Below are 17661 nucleotides of genomic sequence, written 5' to 3' on the forward strand. Positions count from 1 at the left end.
TTAAGAATAATTTTTTCAGGTTGTCTATGCTTGCTTTAATTTCTCCTGCAAAAACTTTAGATTATGAAACAGCATTACCTACAGATGAGTTTACTCAGCCGCGCTTATTAGAAAACTCAGCACAATTAATTGAAGTTTGCCGCAAACTTTCCGCTTCGGAAATTGCGACTTTAATGAGTGTTAGTGAAAAAATTGCCACACTCAATGCAGACCGTTTTAGAGATTGGAATCCCGAATTTAATTTCTCAAATGCTCGCCAAGCAATCTATGCATTTAAAGGTGATGTTTACACTGGTTTAGATGCTTATCATTTAAAAGACAAAGATATTGATTTTGCACAGCAGCATTTGCGTATGCTCTCTGGTCTATATGGTTTATTGCGTCCTTTAGATTTAATGATGCCTTATCGTTTAGAGATGGGTACTAAATTAAAAAATACTCGCGGTCATAATTTGTATGAATTCTGGGGTGATATCATCACTAACCAAATTAATGAAGACTTGGCAGCAATTAAATCTGAATTGCTGGTAAATCTAGCTTCGGATGAATATTATAAGTCTGTCAATGAAAAGAAAATTAAGGCTGAAATTGTGAAGCCTGTTTTCCTTGACCAGAAAAATGGCAAATATAAAGTTATTAGTTTCTATGCGAAAAAAGCACGCGGTTTAATGGCTCGTTTTATTGTTGAAAACCAATTAAATAAAGCTGAAGACATCAAAGCATTTAATACAGAGGGTTACTACTTTGATGCTGATAACTCATCTGCAAAAGAGTTGGTATTTAAACGTGATGAACAATAATCCTGTGTATGGTTAAAATATGATGATGCAGCTTTATTTATCAAAACTAGAACATGTTTGGTTTGAGCTGCATCAGCACTATCACTTTTCTGAGCCTCAAAAAATCTTGGATGAACTCATTGCGGCTTATGGTGAAAAGCAGCGAGCCTACCATAGCGTGCAGCATTTATATGAATGTTTGAGTTTGCACCTATCGATTCAGTCCGAATTAAATGATCCTTCTGCTGTCGCATTGGCTCTTTGGTTTCATGATGCGATCTATAACCCTCAAGCACCAGATAATGAGCTTAAAAGTGCTGAGTTATTTGAACAATTGATGGCTCAAGATTTATTGCCCGATACTCTAGCGAAAATAAAGCGCTGGATTCTTGCGACTCAAAAGCATGCGTTAACCGATGAAACAGATTTGCAATTTTTGTTGGATATCGATTTAGCTATTTTGGCAGCACCACCTGAACGTTTCATACAATATGAACAGCAAATTCAGTAGGAGTATGCGTGGGTTGAACCAGAAGTATATTCAATCAAAAGAAAAGAAGTTTTAATGCATTTTTATCAGTCTGAGCCACTTTATCAAACTGCATATTTCCAAAAGAATTTTGAATTAAACGCTAAGCAAAATTTAAGAAAGATATTAGAATAGCCTAAGCTAACTATAAGAATTTAAATTTGTGAATTGAATAAAGAGATACAAATTTAAAAAGACAAAAAATGCTTAGACGAGAGGATAGAGGAACCACTGAAGAAGCAGTGATTCCTTGGAAAGAGATTATTTAAAGAAATAACCTGTTTCTGGTGAGCTTGCATTTGCCATACGCTTACGCGGCATACGACCAGCTAAAAATGCTTCACGTCCTGCTTCAACAGCTTTTTTCATTGCAGAAGCCATCAAAATAGGATTTTGAGCAGCTGCAATTGCAGTATTCATGAGTACGCCGTCACAACCAAGTTCCATAGCAATAGCGGCGTCACTTGCTGTACCAACGCCTGCATCGACTAAGACAGGTACTTTTGCATTTTCTTTGATAATTGAAATGGTGTGAGGATTTAAAATACCTAAACCTGAACCAATCAGACTGCCTAATGGCATAATCGCAACACAGCCCATACTTTCAAGTTCTTGAGCAATGATCGGGTCATCAGAGGTATAAACCATAATCTCAAAACCGTCATCAATCAAAGTACGAGCGGCTTTTAAAGTCTCGGTTACATTTGGATATAAGGTTTTTTCATCACCTAAAACTTCGAGTTTTACCAAGTTGTGACCATCTAGAAGTTCACGCGCTAACATACATGTGCGTACTGCGCTATCAGCATCAAAACAACCTGCGGTATTTGGCAAAATTGTATATTTTTCTGGTGGAATGACTGAAAGTAAATTCGGTTGATCTGGATTTTGTCCAATATTCACACGACGAATTGCGACAGTTACAATTTCTGCACCACTGGCTTGAATAGCTAAATCCGTTTCATTTAAGTCTTTATATTTGCCAGTTCCTACCAATAAACGAGATTGAAAAGAACGTGAACCAATAATGAGAGGGGTGTCTTGCATGGATAACTCCGACTTAGCCGCCGCCAACAGCGTGAATAATTTCGATACGGTCATGTTGAGCAATCGTAATTTGCTCTAATTTGCTTTTAGAAACGATTTGCTGATTGTGTTCAACAGCAAAACGTTTTCCTTCAAGTGCCAGTTCCTGAATGAGTTGCAACAGGTTTTGGCTAGGCGTGTCCGTTAATTCGCCATTTAAATAAATTTGCATGATCACATTCCGACTATTTAGCGTATTTGAAAGCATTCCAAGCCAAGATCAGCCATCCAGCAATCATTAAGGCTCCACCGATTGGTGTAATTGCGCCTAATATTCGTGGTAAACCTAGTGCCATGATATAAAGCGAACCACAGAAAAATAGAATACCAATTTGAATAAGCAAGAAAGATAACTTGATTGGAAAGAGAGGAAGAACCTTACTTAAAATACCAAGTGCTAGTAGGCCTAAAGCATGATAAAAAAAGTAATCGGTTGCAGTCTGCCACCAAGCAAGTTGCTCAGGACCCGCGTGAGCTTTAAGACCATGTGCTCCAAAAGCACCCAACATGACTGCAAAAGCAAGATTAAGGGCTGAAATGGCAATCCACATAACAAAAAACGCTACTGAATAATGAAAGGCAACGTTACCATAGAATAGGTTGGCTAAACATAGCCAGATAAAACAAAAGGGCTTATCGCCCTTTTATTTTTTTCATTTAATTTAGCTTGCTGACATTGCGACTTTAATTTTTTCCATCGCATTTTTTTCAAGCTGACGAATACGTTCCGCAGAAACATTATATTCAGCAGCAAGCTCGTGTAGGGTAGATTTATCATCATCTAACCAACGACGCTGCAAAATATTCCGCGAACGATCATCTAACTGATCCATGGCATCATGTAAAGCAGATGTGCTTTGCTCTTCCCAGTCTTCATTTTCAACTAAACGAGCAGGGTCGTAGCGGTTATCTTCAAGATACAACGCAGGCGCTGTGTGTGGTGTGTCATCGTCGTCATCGCCTTGTGCCTCAAAGGCAGCATCATAAGCGGTTAAACGACCTTCCATTTCCAGAACTTGTTCTGGAGTTACATTTAAGTCATTAGCAATCGATTGAGCTTCTTCGAGCGTTAATTTTTTACTCGATTTTTTTAGGCTACGTAAATTGAAAAATAATTTACGTTGAGCTTTTGTCGTTGCAATTTTGACAATACGCCAGTTGCGAATAACGTATTCGTGAATTTCTGCCTTAATCCAGTGGACGGCAAAAGAGACAAGACGTACGCCCATATTTGGGTCGAAACGTTTTACGGCTTTCATTAAGCCTAAGTTACCTTCTTGAATAAGGTCGCCTTGTGGTAGGCCATAACCTGCATAGCTGCGCGCAATATGAACGACAAAACGTAAATGCGACATTACCAGCATTTTTGCGGCATCAAGATCTTGGTCATAATAATAACGTTCAGCAAGTTCTTTTTCTTGCTCGGCCGTTAAAATAGGAATCTGATTGACAGTACTGATATATGCACCAAGGTTTACACCGGGCGCAGACAATGACAGGGGCATCAATTGATTGCTGCTGTCACTCATGAGTTCTCCTTATAGGATAGGATGGATTAACCAATAAATTCATCTTAATTTGAATTGTCTTCATAATTAAGGAAAATTGGGTAGAAAAATGTAAAATTTTATGCAGTTTCTAATCTTTTATTTTATCAAAGAATCATTGAGTTTCAATTAAATAGTGAAATTCTCTTTCCGAAATCTGCGTGGTTTGACACATAAAATGATGTAAATTGCAGTAACGGGTTACATCAATTTCACTATGTGGGTCAGATGACTTTAATAAAAACAGTTGCTTTCCAGATACTTTTTTAAGCTCACGTTTTAGCATTAATAAAGGCATTGGACATGGTTGGCCAAGCGCATTAATTTCAATGGGGGTAATAGCAGAAGAGGTAGTGCTCATTCATCATAAAAACAACTAAAAAAAATATTCTAACAAATTTTCTTATGAACTCTAGCTGTTTTATAAAATTATGAGGTCACGGATTCTTATAAAAATTCTAGTCATAAGGTGTTTAAAAAAAGAGCTAAAAAATAGGGGAAATATTTGAAAAAAATTCTATTAATTGTCATAAACCCGTGTTAAGCTCGAACCGTTTTAGGGATTACCACACAGTTAAATTGTTTTAATAACCTATAACAAATGGATGTAACCGGAAATTGTTGATAGTTTTACAGAATGATTACAAGCTTTAAGATTATAAAAATTTTAAATCCTTGTTTACTCTGCTGTTTGCAACACCGGAAGGTCCTTTTTTCATCATCTGAGGATTGACTTATGACAGCTCGTGAACAAGGCGTAGTAAAGTGGTTTAATGACACTAAAGGCTTTGGTTTTATTCAACGTAACGGCGGCGACGATGTATTCGTTCACTTCCGTGCAATCGTAGGTGACGGTCACCGTTCTCTACGTGACGGTCAACGCGTAGAGTTTAGCGTTGTACAAGGTCAAAAAGGTTTTCAAGCTGAAAACGTTCAGCCTTTAGACTAAGACTAAATTCATCTTTTTGATGAATCATGGACGCTCCAATTTTTGAATTGGAGCGTTTTTGTTTATAATGATCTTCTCATTCGAGAGATTGTTTGTTAGAGCACGTATTTATGACATCTGGTTTTGAAACCTTGAATTTACATCCGCAACTTAAAAAGGCGATTGATGCTTTAGGGTTTACTCAAATGACCCCAATTCAGCAAAAGGTTTTAAAATATACATTAGCCGGGCATGATGCAATTGGGCGAGCACAAACAGGAACAGGTAAGACCGCTGCCTTTCTGATTAGTGTAATCAATGATTTACTCAATAATCCGATTAAAGAGCAACGTTTCCGTGGCGAGCCTCGTGCTTTAATCTTAGCACCTACTCGTGAGTTGGCATTGCAAATTGAAAGTGATGCGAAATTCCTCACAAAATTCTCTAATTTACATGTCGTAACCCTATTGGGTGGTGTCGATTTTGATAAGCAGAAGAAGCAACTTGATGCTAATTTTGTTGATATCATTGTTGCTACACCTGGCCGTTTAATTGATTTCGTAGAACAAAAAGAAGTCTGGCTCGATCAAATTGAATTTTTAGTGATTGATGAAGCTGACCGTTTATTAGATATGGGCTTTATTCCTTCGGTAAAACGTATTGTTCGTTATTCACCACGTAAGGAACAACGACAAACCCTCATGTTTTCAGCGACATTTAGCTACGACGTCTTAAATTTGGCAAGACAGTGGTTGTTTGAACCTGTAACAGTTGAAATTGAACCTGAACAAAAGACCAATAACGATGTTGAACAACGTGTTTATGTTGTAGCCAAACAGGATAAATATCGTCTTTTACAAGATATTTTGCGCGAAGAACCGATTGATAAGGTCATGATCTTTGCAAATCGCCGTGATCAAGTGCGCCGCCTATATGACCATTTGAAAAAAGATGGATATAAAGTGGGAATGCTCTCGGGTGAAATTGCTCAAGACAAACGTATGAAAATGTTAGAGCAGTTTAAGCAAGGTAAACACAACATCATGATTGCAACCGATGTTGCTGGTCGTGGTATTCATGTAGATGGCGTATCGCATGTAATCAACTTTACTTTGCCTGAACAGTCTGATGATTATGTACACCGTATTGGCCGTACTGGTCGTGCAGGGGCGCAAGGTGTAAGTATTAGTTTCTTGTCTGAAGATGATGCTTTCTATTTACCAGAAATTGAAAAAGCAATTGGTAAAAAACTACCGCTCACACGATTAGATGGGTATTGCTAATAAAAAAATCCCAATCAGTTGATTGGGATTTTTTTCACTTAATTAATTTTACAGTAAAAAGTAAGAGTGGTTTGGTAATCATCATCTTTTGCTAAAGACGCATTTTTACCAGTTAAACTACCAATGACACCTGCAGCAGCTTCTACCATTTGACCAGTTTTTTCACTGACTACATCTTTTAATACACCGTGATAAGTAGTTTTTTCATCAACAATAACTGGGGTTGTGCTCTTAGAGCAGGTTTTTTGTGCGGCAGCCACTGCATTGTTTTTTGCAATTAAATTAGTTTTACCAATACCAGTTACTTCAAACTGATTATTTTCTTTTTGAATTGCTAAAGTGTTTTTAGGAGTAGTTGCACAAGCACCTAGTAATAAAATAACGCTACTCATTGCACTCGCTAAAATTATTTTTTTCATGATTCACCTAAGTTAACCGCCAAAAGATAGGGTTATTTGAACATAAGTTTTCTAATTGATTTTGAAGACGTTGTATGAGTTTTGAAGTTTTGTATTAAAAAATGTCAAACTATGAGTTCGCTAAGTTTATAAGCTAGATTCCATGGTGGATTAACGGTAGATTATGCTAATCTATTTCGAATTTTTGAGTTAGATCAATATTAATGACGGATTCAGCAATACAAATAATTCACCAAAATATTCATCAGCGTCAGTCTATTGGCCAATTAATTGAACCCGCTCCAAACTCAGATCAATTAGAGTTGGCTTTTCAGGCTGCTTTAACAGCTCCAGATCATCATAGACTTAAGCCAACACGTTTTGTAATTGTTTCTGGCGAACAACGTGGAGCTTTTGGTGAGGTTCTAGCAAAAGCTTTGGCAGATTTAGGTGAAACTGATCCTGCCCAACTTGAACGCGTTAAGCAACATCCTTTTCGCGCTCCGCTACTTATTTTAGCGCTTACTCAGTTGCAAGATCATCCCAAAGTGCCACATTTTGAGCAAATCTTAAGTACAGGTGCGGCAGTACAAAATCTTTTGTTATCTTTGCAAGTTCAAGGGTTTTCAACCATGTGGCGTAGTGGTGCTGTTGTCGAATCAAATTGGTTAAAACAGCATTTAGGTTTGCAACCCCATGATTTAATATCAGGTATTATTTACGTTGGCACAGCAGCTAAAGCAATTGCACCGCGTGCAGATATTGAAAGTAAAGAATTCGTAAAAGTTTGGCAGGCTTAAACGTCTGTAAAAGTAAGAAATAGGATAATAAAGCATGGCTGAATTTAAGTTTACAGATTTGGTGGAACCTGTTGCGGTCGATAAAAAAACGGCATTACGCATTACTGTTTTAGGTGGCGGTAGCTTTGGTACGGCCATGGCTAATTTGGCTGCTCGTAATGGCTGCGATACCATGATCTGGATTCGTGATGCCGAAACAGCCGAAGAAATTAATAAAACCCATATTAATAAGCGTTATTTGCCAGACTTCACTTTAGAATCTTCATTGCGCGCTGTTTCGGATTTGGAACAAGCTGTATGTGATCGAGATATTATTTTGGTCGCAATTCCTAGTCATTCTTTCCGCGATGTTTTAAAACAAATCGCGCCTTATATTACTGCGCAAGCAGTCGTTTCTTTAACCAAAGGTGTTGAAGCTAAAACGTTTAGTTTCATGAGCGATATTATTCGTGAAGAATTACCAGAAGTTCCATACGGTGTATTATCGGGTCCAAACCTTGCCAAAGAAATTATGGCAGGTATGCCATCTGGTACGGTGATTGCAAGTGATTCGGAACTTGTTCGTTATGCTGTACAACATGCACTGCATAGTGCGTTATTCCGTGTTTTTGGTAGTGATGATGTGCATGGCGTTGAATTAGGCGGTGCGCTTAAGAATATTTATGCAGTGGCAATGGGGATTGGTGCGGCATATAAAATTGGTGAAAATACCAAGAGTATGATCTTAACGCGTGCTTTGGCTGAAATGAGCCGTTTTGCGGTAAAGCAGGGTGCAAATCCACTTACGTTCTTAGGTTTATCTGGTGTTGGTGACTTATTTGCGACTTGTAATAGTCCATTGAGTCGTAATTATCAAATCGGTTATGCATTAGGTTCTGGTAAGACACTTGATCAGGCAAGTAAAGAGTTGGGTCAAACTGCAGAAGGTATTAATACAATTGTTCAAGTGCGTGGTAAAGCAGAAGAACTGGATGTGTATATGCCAATCACCAATGCCTTATATGAAGTAATTTTTGAGGGTGCTCCACCATTAAATATTGCGCTTTCACTTATGAAAAATGGGCACCGTAGTGATGTTGAGTTTGTTTTACCTCATCATGAAGTCTGACGAATAAATGTCATAAATTGTGGTTATAATGCAGGAATTATTAACAAGGAAATTTTATGCAACTGACATTAGTTCGTCATGGGGAAGCTGCTCCGCCAGTAAATGGTAATGATATTAAACGTCCACTTACTGCGCGTGGACATGCACAGGCTGAGCAAACAGCAACATTTTTAAAAGATATTGTTAAACCAGATATTTTTGTTGTTAGTCCGTTACTGCGTGCTCAAGAAACATTAGCGCATATCCAGACATATTTTAAAGATGTGCCTGTATTGTTGTGCGATAAAATTAAGCCAGATGATGATGCAAGAGAAGCGGTTGAGTGGTTGTCTCAAATTCCTTATGAGTCGATTGTGGTGGTTTGCCATATGAATGTTGTCGGTCATATTGCAGAGTTACTTACTCATGAGAACTTCAATCCATTTGCCCTTGCCGAAGCTAGAATTTATGATCAAGCTGTTATTGCAAATGGTTTGTCAACACAAAAGAATAGTTTTATACCCACAATATAATTAAAAAGGTTATTTAGCCGACATGCTGTATATAAGGATGCCTGAAACCAATGGAACATGGCATTGGTCTAACGGAGAGAACTGGTTGCAGGCTACAAGTCTCGATCAATTAATACAAGACTTGCAAATACACCAAGGAAAAGAAGCTACAGTCTTTTTTCCGAGTCGTCATGCTCAAATGCTTCAGCAAACTATGGCAAAGTCCTACTATAAACAGCTTGGGGCTGATGGGGTTAAATATCTACTTGAAGAGTTTGTGACTTTGCCGATTGATCATATGAAAGTGGTTCATCATTTTCATGGCGATCAGTTAACTATCTTGGGTGTTGCTCAGGGGATGGTCGAGACATGGCAACATTCTTTAGCATTGTTACCAACTAAACTTGCGGCCTTACTACCAGATTTTCTGATTTTACCCGAACCACAAGCTCAGCAAGTTATTCTGTGTAATATTGATCATCAGCTTTTGGTACGTGAAAATAAGTGGTTGGGCAATTCAGTTGATGATTTGGGGCTTTTTTTAGAATTTCAGGCAGCTGAAACGCATTATCAATATAGCGGTTTAACAGTAGAGCAGCTCGAAAGTTTAGAGGCGGCTTCAAGTGCTGACGAACGTTCTGAGTTTATTTATCAATTCCAGCCTTTAGATAAAACTAAACAACATCCTTTTAATGTTTTGCCAAAGTCAAAAGGCCAAGAGCGTACTTTTTCTAACTATTGGAAAGCTTGTGCGGCTATTGTTTTAGCAATTATTGTGGTGCAATTTAGCTATGATTTATTGCGTTGGGTTAAATTGAAAAAAGTGGCGAACCAAACCTCTGACCAAACAATTGAACAATATAAATATTGGTTTGGGCCATCTAGTCGCGTAACCGAACAAAATATTAAAGGTCAATTTGAAAGCCATTTAAGAATGAGCCAGCAGGGTGATACTCAAGCACTTTCTTTGTTAAGTCGTGTTGGGCCTATTTTAATGCAAAGACAGATTTTGGCTCAGCAACTTAATTATGATGCTTCAATCCTAACAATGGCATTAAAAGCAAAATCGGCAGATGATTTACAAGCTTTGACACAACAATTGAATCAGCAAGGATTTAAGGCTGAGCTCGGTAATGTCCAAGCAAATGGTAGTGGTGCAATTGGGGTGGTGAAAATACAATAATGAAAATGTTAGCTCAATTGCAAAATCGTTTTGATCAGTGGATTGAACAAGTTGTTCAATATTTGGATCGTTTAACGGTCCGTGAACGTATTATGGTTATCTTTACTACAATTTTTGTGGTGGTGGCTATCATTGGCTCTTCGCTTTGGAAAATGCATTCTTTGGCAGAACAACAGCAAAAGCGCTTAAATGATTTAAAAGATCTGATGGTGTGGATGCAAAGTAATGCTGTTACTATGAAGCCTGCAAATGAGCTTGAACTTGACAAGTCTGGAAAAATTCAAAGAGTCGCTCAACAGCAAGGTTTAACTGTGACTTCTCAGCAAAATGGAGAGCAGTTACAAATTGTTGTAACACATCAAAATTATGCAATTTTAGCTAACTTTTTAACACAACTTGCACAGATGGGTCTTAGTATTCAGAAGATGGAAATGGTTTCCAGTGAAGGTCAGATTAAATTAACAGCGACAGTTCAATAACATATCAAAATATGCTTATGTCAAGCATGGTGTTTTGTGCTACCTGTGCCTATAATATGCGTACCTAAAATCAGTAGATTGTGATTGGTATGTTATATTCACTTGCTCGCCCGATGTTGTTTAGTTTAGCACCAGAGCGTGCCCATGAATTAACATTATCCATGCTTGATAAAGCACATAAGCTAGGCATGATGCGTCAGGCTGTACAAGCAAAGCCGACCAAATGTATGGGAATCGAGTTTCCTAATCCTGTAGGTTTGGCTGCGGGGCTAGATAAAAATGGTGCTCATATTGATGCCTTAGCCGGATTGGGTTTCGGTTTCATTGAAATTGGCACAATTACACCTCGCCCACAATCAGGCAATCCAAAACCACGTTTATTCCGTATTCCTGAAGCTAAAGCCATTATTAACCGTATGGGTTTTAATAATGATGGTGTTGATAAGCTTATTGAAAATGTTAAAGCTTCAAAATTTAGAGGCATTTTAGGAATCAATATTGGTAAAAATGCCGATACGCCTGTTGAAAAGGCGGTTGATGATTACTTAATTTGTCTTGAGAAAGTTTATAACTACGCGTCATATATTACAGTTAATATTTCATCTCCAAATACTAAAAACTTGCGTAGTTTACAAAGTGGTGATGCGTTAACTGAATTGTTGCAAACACTAAAAGCACGTCAACTTGAGTTGGCTGAGCAATATAATCATTATGTTCCTTTGGTTTTAAAAGTCGCTCCTGACCTTACGGCTGAAGATGTTGAATTTATCTCTGCACAATTACTTGATTTTAAAATTGATGGTCTTATTGTGACTAATACGACTTTATCGAGAGAAGGGGTTGAAAACCTGCCTTACGGTAATGAGTCAGGTGGCTTGTCAGGCGCTCCTGTATTTGAGAAAAGTACAGAATGTTTGCGTTTATTTGCTCAATCATTAAAAGGACAAATTCCTTTAATCGGTGTGGGTGGTATTTTGTCTGGTGAGCAGGCTTTAGCGAAACAACAAGCTGGAGCAACACTTGTTCAAATTTATAGTGGTCTAATCTATACGGGACCAACACTTGTAAAGCAATGTGTTGAAGCTATGACCTAATTGAACATGAACACTATTGATATCATCATTCTAATACTTTTGCTCATTGGGGGGCTAAACGGTTTGCGACAAGGATTTATAAAAGCCTTTGCGAACTTGGTAGGATGGATTTTTGCATTAATTATGGGTGCAAAATATGCTGTTCTTCTAGCTCCGTCAATGTCGGGTTTAAGTCAGGATCCGGTGGTTCAAAAGATTGCGGCTTTTGCATTTATTGCACTCATTATTATTGTTTTAACTTGGATCGTCACTGCAATTTTAAATGGCCTCTTGAAAAGTTTGAAATTGGGGCCATTAAATCGTTTAGCAGGTGGTGCTTTTGGTTCCTTAAAAGGTTTACTAGTTGTTCTTGTTACCATGCAAGGCGTAGGACCTTGGGTTGAAAGTTCAGCAAACTGGAAACAGTCCATACTTATACAGTTTTTATTGCCTTATGCGCCTTTAGCAACAGAATTGTCTAAAGATGCAGCAAGTGAGGCGTATCATCAGATAACATCTGGAGGTGGTACATCAAGCACCCCTTCAAAAACAATGGACGAATCGGACGAATCAGAAACCCGATCCGACCATTCAACAAAAAATCCTTTTTATTAATTCCTAGCTTGTCTGCGAGGTTGCTATGTGTGGAGTTGTTGGTATAGCCGGTAAATCGCCAGTGAACCAAATGTTGTTTGATGCATTAACGATGTTGCAGCATCGTGGGCAAGATGCAGCTGGAATAGTAACCTGCCATGAAGGCCGTCTTTTCCTTCGTAAGGATAACGGTATGGTGCGTGATGTCTTTCATACTCGTCATATGAGAGCATTACTTGGTAATTATGGTATTGGCCATGTACGCTATCCAACTGCTGGATCTGCTAGCAGTGCTGAAGCTCAACCATTTTATGTGAACTCACCTTATGGGATTACACTTGCACATAATGGTAACTTAACCAATGCAGAAGAAATTCATGATGACCTGTTTAAAACAGATTTACGTCACATGAATACTGATTCTGACTCAGAAGTTCTTTTAAACGTTTTCGCACATGAGTTGCAAAAGAAAGGAACGTTAAACCCTACAGCTGAAGATATTTTCCATACAGTTTCTCGTGTGCATGAGCGCTGTCAAGGTGCTTATGGCGTGGTAGCTATGATCACTGGTCATGGTTTGGTTGGTTTCCGTGATCCAAATGGTATTCGTCCACTTATTTATGGTTCGCGTGAGACTGAACAAGGTGAGATGGAATATATCATTGCATCAGAGTCTGTAGCGATTACTGCACTTGGTTTTAAAATCGAGCGTGATATTGCACCAGGTGAAGCAATTTTCATTGATTCAGAAGGTCAATTATTCACTAAACAATGTGCGGCAGAACCAAAATACCGTCCATGTATTTTTGAATATGTTTATTTTGCTCGTCCAGATGCAATTATTGATGGTATTTCAGTTTATAAAGCCCGTTTAAAAATGGGTGAAAAATTAGCGCATAAAATTTTGCGTGACTGGGGTGAAGACCATGATATTGATGTGGTTATCCCAATTCCAGATACCAGCCGTACTTCTGCACTAGAACTTGCAAATATTCTTGGTGTGAAGTTCCGCGAAGGCTTTATGAAAAACCGTTATATCGGTCGTACCTTCATTATGCCGGGTCAACAACAGCGTAAAAAATCTGTACGTCAAAAATTAAACCCTGTTGAGTTAGAGTTTAAAGGTAAGAACGTCTTATTGGTGGATGACTCTATTGTACGTGGTACTACGTGTAATGAGATTATTCAAATGGCGCGTGACTCAGGTGCGAAAAAAGTATACTTTGCTTCAGCAGCACCAAAGGTGATGTATCCAAACGTTTATGGTATCGATATGCCTGCTAAGACTGAGCTTATCGCTTCGGAACGCAGTGTAGAAGAAATCCAAGAAATTATTGGTGCTGACCGTTTAGTATTCCAAGATTTGGAAGACTTGAAGAACGCCGTACGTACAAGTAAGGTTCCTACATTGACTGAGTTTGATTGCTCTGTTTTTGATGGAATTTATGTAACTGGCGGTATCGATGCTGACTATCTGAATAATTTGGAGCAGAAGCGTAATGACTCTGCGAAAAAGAAAAAAGATGGTTATATTGATGTCAATATTGATGCAGCGTCAGTAGATTTGACGGGTATTAAAGAAGAATAGAAATAGCCGAAAAAAGCGGGTGTTTCCCGCTTTTTTCTTTTATGATGAAACTTAACAATGTAATTGGGATTATTTACATTGAAAGAAGTAAGCCACTATTTAATCGAAAATAAGAATATGGCATGGTCCATCACTATGTGTTTGGTCGCTGTGCTTTTAACTATTTTTATTTTAAATCTCATTTTGGGTTTACTTGTTCATTTCTTTGATTATAGCCAGCCAATTTGGTGGCATGCTTTAAGTCCATATTTTGTTGCTCTTTTGCTTTTTATTATGGTTTGGTCTGTAGTGACCGAGCTTTATATTTTGCGTAAGGGAGGACATTCTCTTGCTAAACAGCTTAAAGCGCGTCGTTTGGTAAAAGGTGAGAGTACACCGGAAGAACATGCTGCATTAAAAATTACAGAACATTTGGCGCAAACATTTTCTCTGAATATTCCAACACTTTATGTTTTGCCTGACGAAGTAGGAGTGAATGCATTAACTGCAGGTTTTCACTCAAACGATATTGTCATTATTTTGACTTGGGGAGCTTTGCAGAATCTAGATGAACTAGAGTTGTATGGTCTATTGGGTCATGAGTTTAACCAGATTTTATCCGGTGAAGCTGTAGAAAATACTAAATTAAAAATTTTATATAGTGGTTTAACAACCTTTAGTCAATGGGGCAGTAAGCTCGCCAAGCAGGGTTTTAAACGTTACAGTCCTGGTTATAAGCATAAATTTGAAACAGTCTTTGTAGCTGTTGGTGGTGTAATCTGGCTGGCAGGAAGCTTGGGTGTATTAATCACACGTTTTATTAAATATTTAACATTAAGTGGTCGTACGTTCCGCAACGACCAAAAAACCATGCGGTTGCTAAAAAATAGTACGAACACCCAAACTTTATTGCGTATTTATGTTCACCATTCAGGTTCGCAAATTCATAGTGCTTACTCTGAATCTATTGCACATATGTGTTTTGCAAACTCACTTAGCCCTCAAAGTTGGATGAATATTCACCCAAGTATTCGTGAGCGTATTTACGAACTAAATCCAACTCTATTGCAAGATTTACAATTAGAAAATTTAAAGAAACTTCGCAATAGACCGTTATTTAGTCTTTTTCGTTCATTAGAAGAATCTGAAACAGAAATTTATATTCCGTGGTCATCACCACAACCTTTGCCTTTGTTGCGCCTTTCTCCAATTAGCTTTGCATTAAATGATGCGATTAAACCTTTAAGCAATGATATTCGACGTAATAAAAAACGGCCGGAGCTCATTCAGCGCGCATTGCAAACTGCTACTGGTTCACGTGAGGTGATGGTTGCAATTTTAATGATTCGTCAATATCGAGAATTTATTCCACAAGAAGCTCCTGTAAGTCATTCTATTGTTGATGCTTTGCTTAATTTGGATGGTCGTATTCATATTCAGATATTTCACGACGCATGTAAAAATATTGGCCATATGCCTGCAAGTATTGCGCGTCAATTTTTGACAAAACTGGCACTTATTATTCAGGAAGATGGCGAAATTGGACTGCTTGATGCCTTGTTGTTAGAGCGGGTTAAATATGAATTGAACCTGATGCCACTTCATTTACCTACGGCATTTGAAGAAGTAAAGCCTCAAATAGTGCGTTTAATTGATGCACTACTTCATGTGCAGCAAATTAATAGTCCAAACCAGTTGGAAGTTCGTGAACGTATTTTACGTTCATTGTTAAACCCAGATGAAATGAATATTTATGATGAAATTTCGGATGAGCCTTTGGACTTGGCTGAAATTTTAAATGACATTGCTGGGCTTTTACTTCGTGATCGTTTAAGCATTTTGGCAATTGCTGAAATGTGCTTATGGAGTGACCGAATTATTACTCAAGATGAACTGGATGTGCTTGAGTTGCTCTATTGGCGATTTGGTTTTGAGTCAGATGAAATTGTAGAGCAAATGCAGAAGAAAAATAGCGTTATGATTATTTAAGAAACATATGTGGTTTTGAAAAGAGATCATTTAAAGAAAACGCTGAAAAAAAATCAGAAGCCCGTTAGAATGTGAGTAGATTAGAGGTACTGATTTAAACATGATTGGGCAGCAAAGAAATATACTGGCAACTTTAGGAATCGATGTGTGGATTCCTAGAACACAAGTGTGCCAAAAAAATAATGCTCATACTTTATGGCGTGATCAGGTTGGTGAGCCTCATATTCCAATTAATATACCTATTGCTGTAGATATTCCTGCATTTGAACAGGTACCATCTAATCCTGAACTGCTTGAAGTTGCTAAAGTGGTTGAGGAGCCTTCAATAGCCATTGTGGATGTTCCGCAGCCTGAAGTGGTTGTAGAAAAACCTATAGTTGTTGAGCGAGAGGCAATTGCTCCATTTGAGTTGCAGGCTTATTGTCTTGAAAAGTGTGTAATCTTTGTTGATGTAACTGCATTAGAGAAAGAGGAAAAGCAACTTTGGGCAAATATACAAAAGGCCAAAGTTGGACATTATGCTGAATTAAGGTGGCCTTTTCCGTTAGCAGCTTATCAAGATCAACGCGGTGTCGGTTCATATATTCAAGGTTTTTTAGATGCTGTAGCGGCAGAAAAAAAGATTTTGTGTTTAGGTAAATGTGCCTATATTCAACATACAAATATTATTCATTTAGCTAGTTTAAAAGAAATGTTAGATAAGCCTCTCCTTAAAAAAAGGCTGTGGCAACTTATGCAAGATAACAATGAGTAGTAGGGATATACATGAAAAAGGTTGTGGTTTTTAGCCAAATTGATGAAGAAATTTTGTCACGGTTACAGCAGGATTATCATGTTGTCGTATTAAACCCTAAACTGGGTGATATTAATGAACAGATAAGAAGAGAAGTTGTAGATGCTGATGGAATGATTGGCGCGGGGCGCCTGCTCAATGAAAGTAATCTTGCTCCAGCACAAAAACTAAAAATTATTTCATCTGTGACAGTTGGTTATGATAATTATGATGTTGCTTATTTGAACCAAAAGAAAATTTGGTTATCAAATACACCACATGTTTTGACTGAAACTACGGCGGATCTTGCTTTTACTCTATTATTAAGTGCAGCTAGAAAAGTACCATTTCTAGACTATTGGACCAAACAAGGCGAATGGAAAAGAACAGTTGGGCCACAGCAGTTTGGACTAGATGTTTTTGGGAAGACGCTAGGAATTATTGGGCTTGGTAATATTGGTGCTGCAATTGCACGTCGTGGTTTTTATGGTTTTAACATGAATATTGTTTACCATAATCGACGAGAAAAGCCTGAATTGGCTGAGCCATTGAATGCTCAATATTTAAGTTTGGATGAGTTGTTACAACAGTCTGATTTTGTAGTGACAGCAGTTGATTTAAATACTGAATCTAAAGCTTTAATGGGTAAAGCTCAATTTGAACTTATGCAAAAGCACGCAATTTTTGTCAATATTGCGCGTGGTTCAGTGGTCGATGAGCAGGCGCTTATTGAAGCTTTGCAGAATGAACTTATTTTTGCTGCTGGTCTTGATGTATATGAAAAAGAGCCTTTGCAAGATTCGGCACTTTTCAAATTACCAAATGTTGTTACCTTGCCTCATGTAGGTTCTGCTACAGCTGAAACTCGCAAAAAAATGGCAAATTTAGCTTATAAAAACTTAGTGGAAGCACTGGAAGATAAAACTCCAAGATATTTGGTGAACCCTAATTTTGCATAAAAATTGAATAACACTTCATTGCAAATATAGTCTATTTTCAATGTTATAGTGAAAGCCTATTGATATGATGCAAGATAATTCAAGCATTGTATGAAT

At 37.9% G+C, this 17661-nt stretch carries 20 protein-coding genes and 1 pseudogene; 15 read left to right on the top strand and 6 right to left on the bottom strand.

Features of this window, described 5'->3' with window-relative positions; genetic code table 11:
- Positions 1 to 26 precede the first annotated feature (26 nt).
- Both yaaA and I8T81_RS06230 read left to right on the top strand, forming a co-directional pair.
- Complete coding sequence (gene yaaA / locus I8T81_RS06225; RefSeq protein ID WP_198072375.1) at positions 27 to 800, top strand: peroxide stress protein YaaA; 774 nt, start codon at positions 27 to 29, stop codon at positions 798 to 800.
- Between the two features lie 19 nt (positions 801 to 819).
- A pseudogene (locus I8T81_RS06230) lies at positions 820 to 1443 on the top strand (HD domain-containing protein).
- Between the two features lie 126 nt (positions 1444 to 1569).
- Here I8T81_RS06230 and I8T81_RS06235 read toward each other — a convergent pair.
- The 5 genes from I8T81_RS06235 to I8T81_RS06255 all read right to left on the bottom strand — a co-directional run bounded on the left by I8T81_RS06235 (position 1570) and on the right by I8T81_RS06255 (position 4302).
- On the bottom strand, positions 1570 to 2355 hold the full coding sequence (locus I8T81_RS06235) for a thiazole synthase (RefSeq protein WP_001154366.1): 786 nt from the start codon (positions 2353 to 2355) through the stop codon (positions 1570 to 1572).
- Between the two features lie 13 nt (positions 2356 to 2368).
- On the bottom strand, positions 2369 to 2566 hold the full coding sequence (thiS, locus tag I8T81_RS06240) for a sulfur carrier protein ThiS (RefSeq protein WP_004700562.1): 198 nt from the start codon (positions 2564 to 2566) through the stop codon (positions 2369 to 2371).
- A 13-nt stretch (positions 2567 to 2579) separates the two neighbouring features.
- On the bottom strand, positions 2580 to 2945 hold the full coding sequence (locus I8T81_RS06245; protein WP_019457110.1) for a DUF423 domain-containing protein: 366 nt from the start codon (positions 2943 to 2945) through the stop codon (positions 2580 to 2582).
- A 111-nt stretch (positions 2946 to 3056) separates the two neighbouring features.
- Positions 3057 to 3923: an RNA polymerase sigma factor RpoH gene (gene rpoH / locus I8T81_RS06250; RefSeq protein WP_002049311.1), complete on the bottom strand. Its 867-nt coding sequence runs from the start codon at positions 3921 to 3923 to the stop codon at positions 3057 to 3059.
- Between the two features lie 133 nt (positions 3924 to 4056).
- Complete coding sequence (locus I8T81_RS06255) at positions 4057 to 4302, bottom strand: sulfurtransferase TusA family protein (protein ID WP_019457109.1); 246 nt, start codon at positions 4300 to 4302, stop codon at positions 4057 to 4059.
- Between the two features lie 375 nt (positions 4303 to 4677).
- On the opposite strand from I8T81_RS06255, the gene I8T81_RS06260 reads away from it, so the two are divergent.
- Both I8T81_RS06260 and rhlB read left to right on the top strand, forming a co-directional pair.
- The gene (locus tag I8T81_RS06260; protein ID WP_000126912.1) at positions 4678 to 4890 is read left to right on the top strand and encodes a cold-shock protein; all 213 of its coding nucleotides are present in this window, start codon (positions 4678 to 4680) and stop codon (positions 4888 to 4890) included.
- 110 nt (positions 4891 to 5000) lie between these two features.
- Positions 5001 to 6152 carry an ATP-dependent RNA helicase RhlB gene (rhlB, locus tag I8T81_RS06265; protein WP_004700570.1) on the top strand — a complete coding sequence of 384 codons (1152 nt, stop codon included), beginning with the start codon at positions 5001 to 5003 and terminating at the stop codon, positions 6150 to 6152.
- Between the two features lie 38 nt (positions 6153 to 6190).
- On the opposite strand, the gene I8T81_RS06270 is transcribed toward rhlB, so the two are convergent.
- A complete protein-coding gene (locus I8T81_RS06270; RefSeq protein ID WP_198072376.1) occupies positions 6191 to 6571 on the bottom strand; it encodes a hypothetical protein in 381 nt (126 codons plus the stop codon).
- A gap of 203 nt (positions 6572 to 6774) precedes the next feature.
- Between I8T81_RS06270 and I8T81_RS06275 the strand changes: the two genes are divergently transcribed.
- From I8T81_RS06275 to I8T81_RS06325, 11 genes are all read left to right on the top strand, one after another.
- The gene (locus tag I8T81_RS06275; RefSeq protein ID WP_004700574.1) at positions 6775 to 7350 is read left to right on the top strand and encodes a nitroreductase family protein; all 576 of its coding nucleotides are present in this window, start codon (positions 6775 to 6777) and stop codon (positions 7348 to 7350) included.
- Positions 7351 to 7384: 34 nt separating this feature from the next.
- The gene (locus I8T81_RS06280; protein WP_019457106.1) at positions 7385 to 8458 is read left to right on the top strand and encodes an NAD(P)H-dependent glycerol-3-phosphate dehydrogenase; all 1074 of its coding nucleotides are present in this window, start codon (positions 7385 to 7387) and stop codon (positions 8456 to 8458) included.
- Positions 8459 to 8514: 56 nt separating this feature from the next.
- Entirely contained in the window at positions 8515 to 8970 is a 456-nt protein-coding gene (locus I8T81_RS06285) for a SixA phosphatase family protein (protein ID WP_039254772.1), read from the top strand.
- 22 nt (positions 8971 to 8992) lie between these two features.
- The gene (gspL, locus tag I8T81_RS06290) at positions 8993 to 10132 is read left to right on the top strand and encodes a type II secretion system protein GspL (RefSeq protein WP_198072377.1); all 1140 of its coding nucleotides are present in this window, start codon (positions 8993 to 8995) and stop codon (positions 10130 to 10132) included.
- Complete coding sequence (gene gspM, locus I8T81_RS06295) at positions 10132 to 10611, top strand: type II secretion system protein GspM (protein WP_004700580.1); 480 nt, start codon at positions 10132 to 10134, stop codon at positions 10609 to 10611. The genes gspL and gspM overlap by 1 nt, the downstream gene beginning before the upstream one ends.
- Positions 10612 to 10700: 89 nt before the next feature.
- Entirely contained in the window at positions 10701 to 11705 is a 1005-nt protein-coding gene (locus tag I8T81_RS06300; RefSeq protein WP_019457103.1) for a quinone-dependent dihydroorotate dehydrogenase, read from the top strand.
- A 6-nt stretch (positions 11706 to 11711) separates the two neighbouring features.
- Positions 11712 to 12299 carry a CvpA family protein gene (locus I8T81_RS06305; RefSeq protein WP_198072378.1) on the top strand — a complete coding sequence of 196 codons (588 nt, stop codon included), beginning with the start codon at positions 11712 to 11714 and terminating at the stop codon, positions 12297 to 12299.
- A 25-nt stretch (positions 12300 to 12324) separates the two neighbouring features.
- The gene (gene purF / locus I8T81_RS06310; RefSeq protein WP_019457102.1) at positions 12325 to 13866 is read left to right on the top strand and encodes an amidophosphoribosyltransferase; all 1542 of its coding nucleotides are present in this window, start codon (positions 12325 to 12327) and stop codon (positions 13864 to 13866) included.
- Positions 13867 to 13944: 78 nt separating this feature from the next.
- Positions 13945 to 15834: a M48 family metalloprotease gene (locus I8T81_RS06315; RefSeq protein ID WP_039254776.1), complete on the top strand. Its 1890-nt coding sequence runs from the start codon at positions 13945 to 13947 to the stop codon at positions 15832 to 15834.
- A gap of 100 nt (positions 15835 to 15934) precedes the next feature.
- Entirely contained in the window at positions 15935 to 16588 is a 654-nt protein-coding gene (locus I8T81_RS06320) for a hypothetical protein (protein WP_077169400.1), read from the top strand.
- Between the two features lie 11 nt (positions 16589 to 16599).
- Positions 16600 to 17565, top strand: coding sequence for a 2-hydroxyacid dehydrogenase (locus I8T81_RS06325; protein ID WP_198072379.1), 966 nt, complete (start codon positions 16600 to 16602; stop codon positions 17563 to 17565).
- The last annotated feature ends 96 nt before the right edge of the window (positions 17566 to 17661 follow it).

The organism is Acinetobacter seifertii (assembly GCF_016064815.1).
Classification (GTDB): Bacteria; Pseudomonadota; Gammaproteobacteria; order Pseudomonadales; family Moraxellaceae; genus Acinetobacter; species Acinetobacter seifertii.

Coding starts and splice junctions, on each gene's coding strand:
- I8T81_RS06245 (WP_019457110.1), bottom strand. CDS start 2,945: ATGTGGATTGCCATTTCAGCCCTTAATCTTGCTTTTGCAGTCATGTTG.
- I8T81_RS06280 (WP_019457106.1), top strand. CDS start 7,385: ATGGCTGAATTTAAGTTTACAGATTTGGTGGAACCTGTTGCGGTCGAT.
- gspL (WP_198072377.1), top strand. CDS start 8,993: ATGCTGTATATAAGGATGCCTGAAACCAATGGAACATGGCATTGGTCT.
- rpoH (WP_002049311.1), bottom strand. CDS start 3,923: ATGAGTGACAGCAGCAATCAATTGATGCCCCTGTCATTGTCTGCGCCC.
- I8T81_RS06235 (WP_001154366.1), bottom strand. CDS start 2,355: ATGCAAGACACCCCTCTCATTATTGGTTCACGTTCTTTTCAATCTCGT.
- purF (WP_019457102.1), top strand. CDS start 12,325: ATGTGTGGAGTTGTTGGTATAGCCGGTAAATCGCCAGTGAACCAAATG.
- gspM (WP_004700580.1), top strand. CDS start 10,132: ATGAAAATGTTAGCTCAATTGCAAAATCGTTTTGATCAGTGGATTGAA.
- thiS (WP_004700562.1), bottom strand. CDS start 2,566: ATGCAAATTTATTTAAATGGCGAATTAACGGACACGCCTAGCCAAAAC.
- I8T81_RS06255 (WP_019457109.1), bottom strand. CDS start 4,302: ATGAGCACTACCTCTTCTGCTATTACCCCCATTGAAATTAATGCGCTT.
- I8T81_RS06305 (WP_198072378.1), top strand. CDS start 11,712: ATGAACACTATTGATATCATCATTCTAATACTTTTGCTCATTGGGGGG.
- rhlB (WP_004700570.1), top strand. CDS start 5,001: ATGACATCTGGTTTTGAAACCTTGAATTTACATCCGCAACTTAAAAAG.
- I8T81_RS06275 (WP_004700574.1), top strand. CDS start 6,775: ATGACGGATTCAGCAATACAAATAATTCACCAAAATATTCATCAGCGT.
- yaaA (WP_198072375.1), top strand. CDS start 27: ATGCTTGCTTTAATTTCTCCTGCAAAAACTTTAGATTATGAAACAGCA.
- I8T81_RS06325 (WP_198072379.1), top strand. CDS start 16,600: ATGAAAAAGGTTGTGGTTTTTAGCCAAATTGATGAAGAAATTTTGTCA.
- I8T81_RS06260 (WP_000126912.1), top strand. CDS start 4,678: ATGACAGCTCGTGAACAAGGCGTAGTAAAGTGGTTTAATGACACTAAA.
- I8T81_RS06270 (WP_198072376.1), bottom strand. CDS start 6,571: ATGAAAAAAATAATTTTAGCGAGTGCAATGAGTAGCGTTATTTTATTA.
- I8T81_RS06285 (WP_039254772.1), top strand. CDS start 8,515: ATGCAACTGACATTAGTTCGTCATGGGGAAGCTGCTCCGCCAGTAAAT.
- I8T81_RS06320 (WP_077169400.1), top strand. CDS start 15,935: ATGATTGGGCAGCAAAGAAATATACTGGCAACTTTAGGAATCGATGTG.
- I8T81_RS06300 (WP_019457103.1), top strand. CDS start 10,701: ATGTTATATTCACTTGCTCGCCCGATGTTGTTTAGTTTAGCACCAGAG.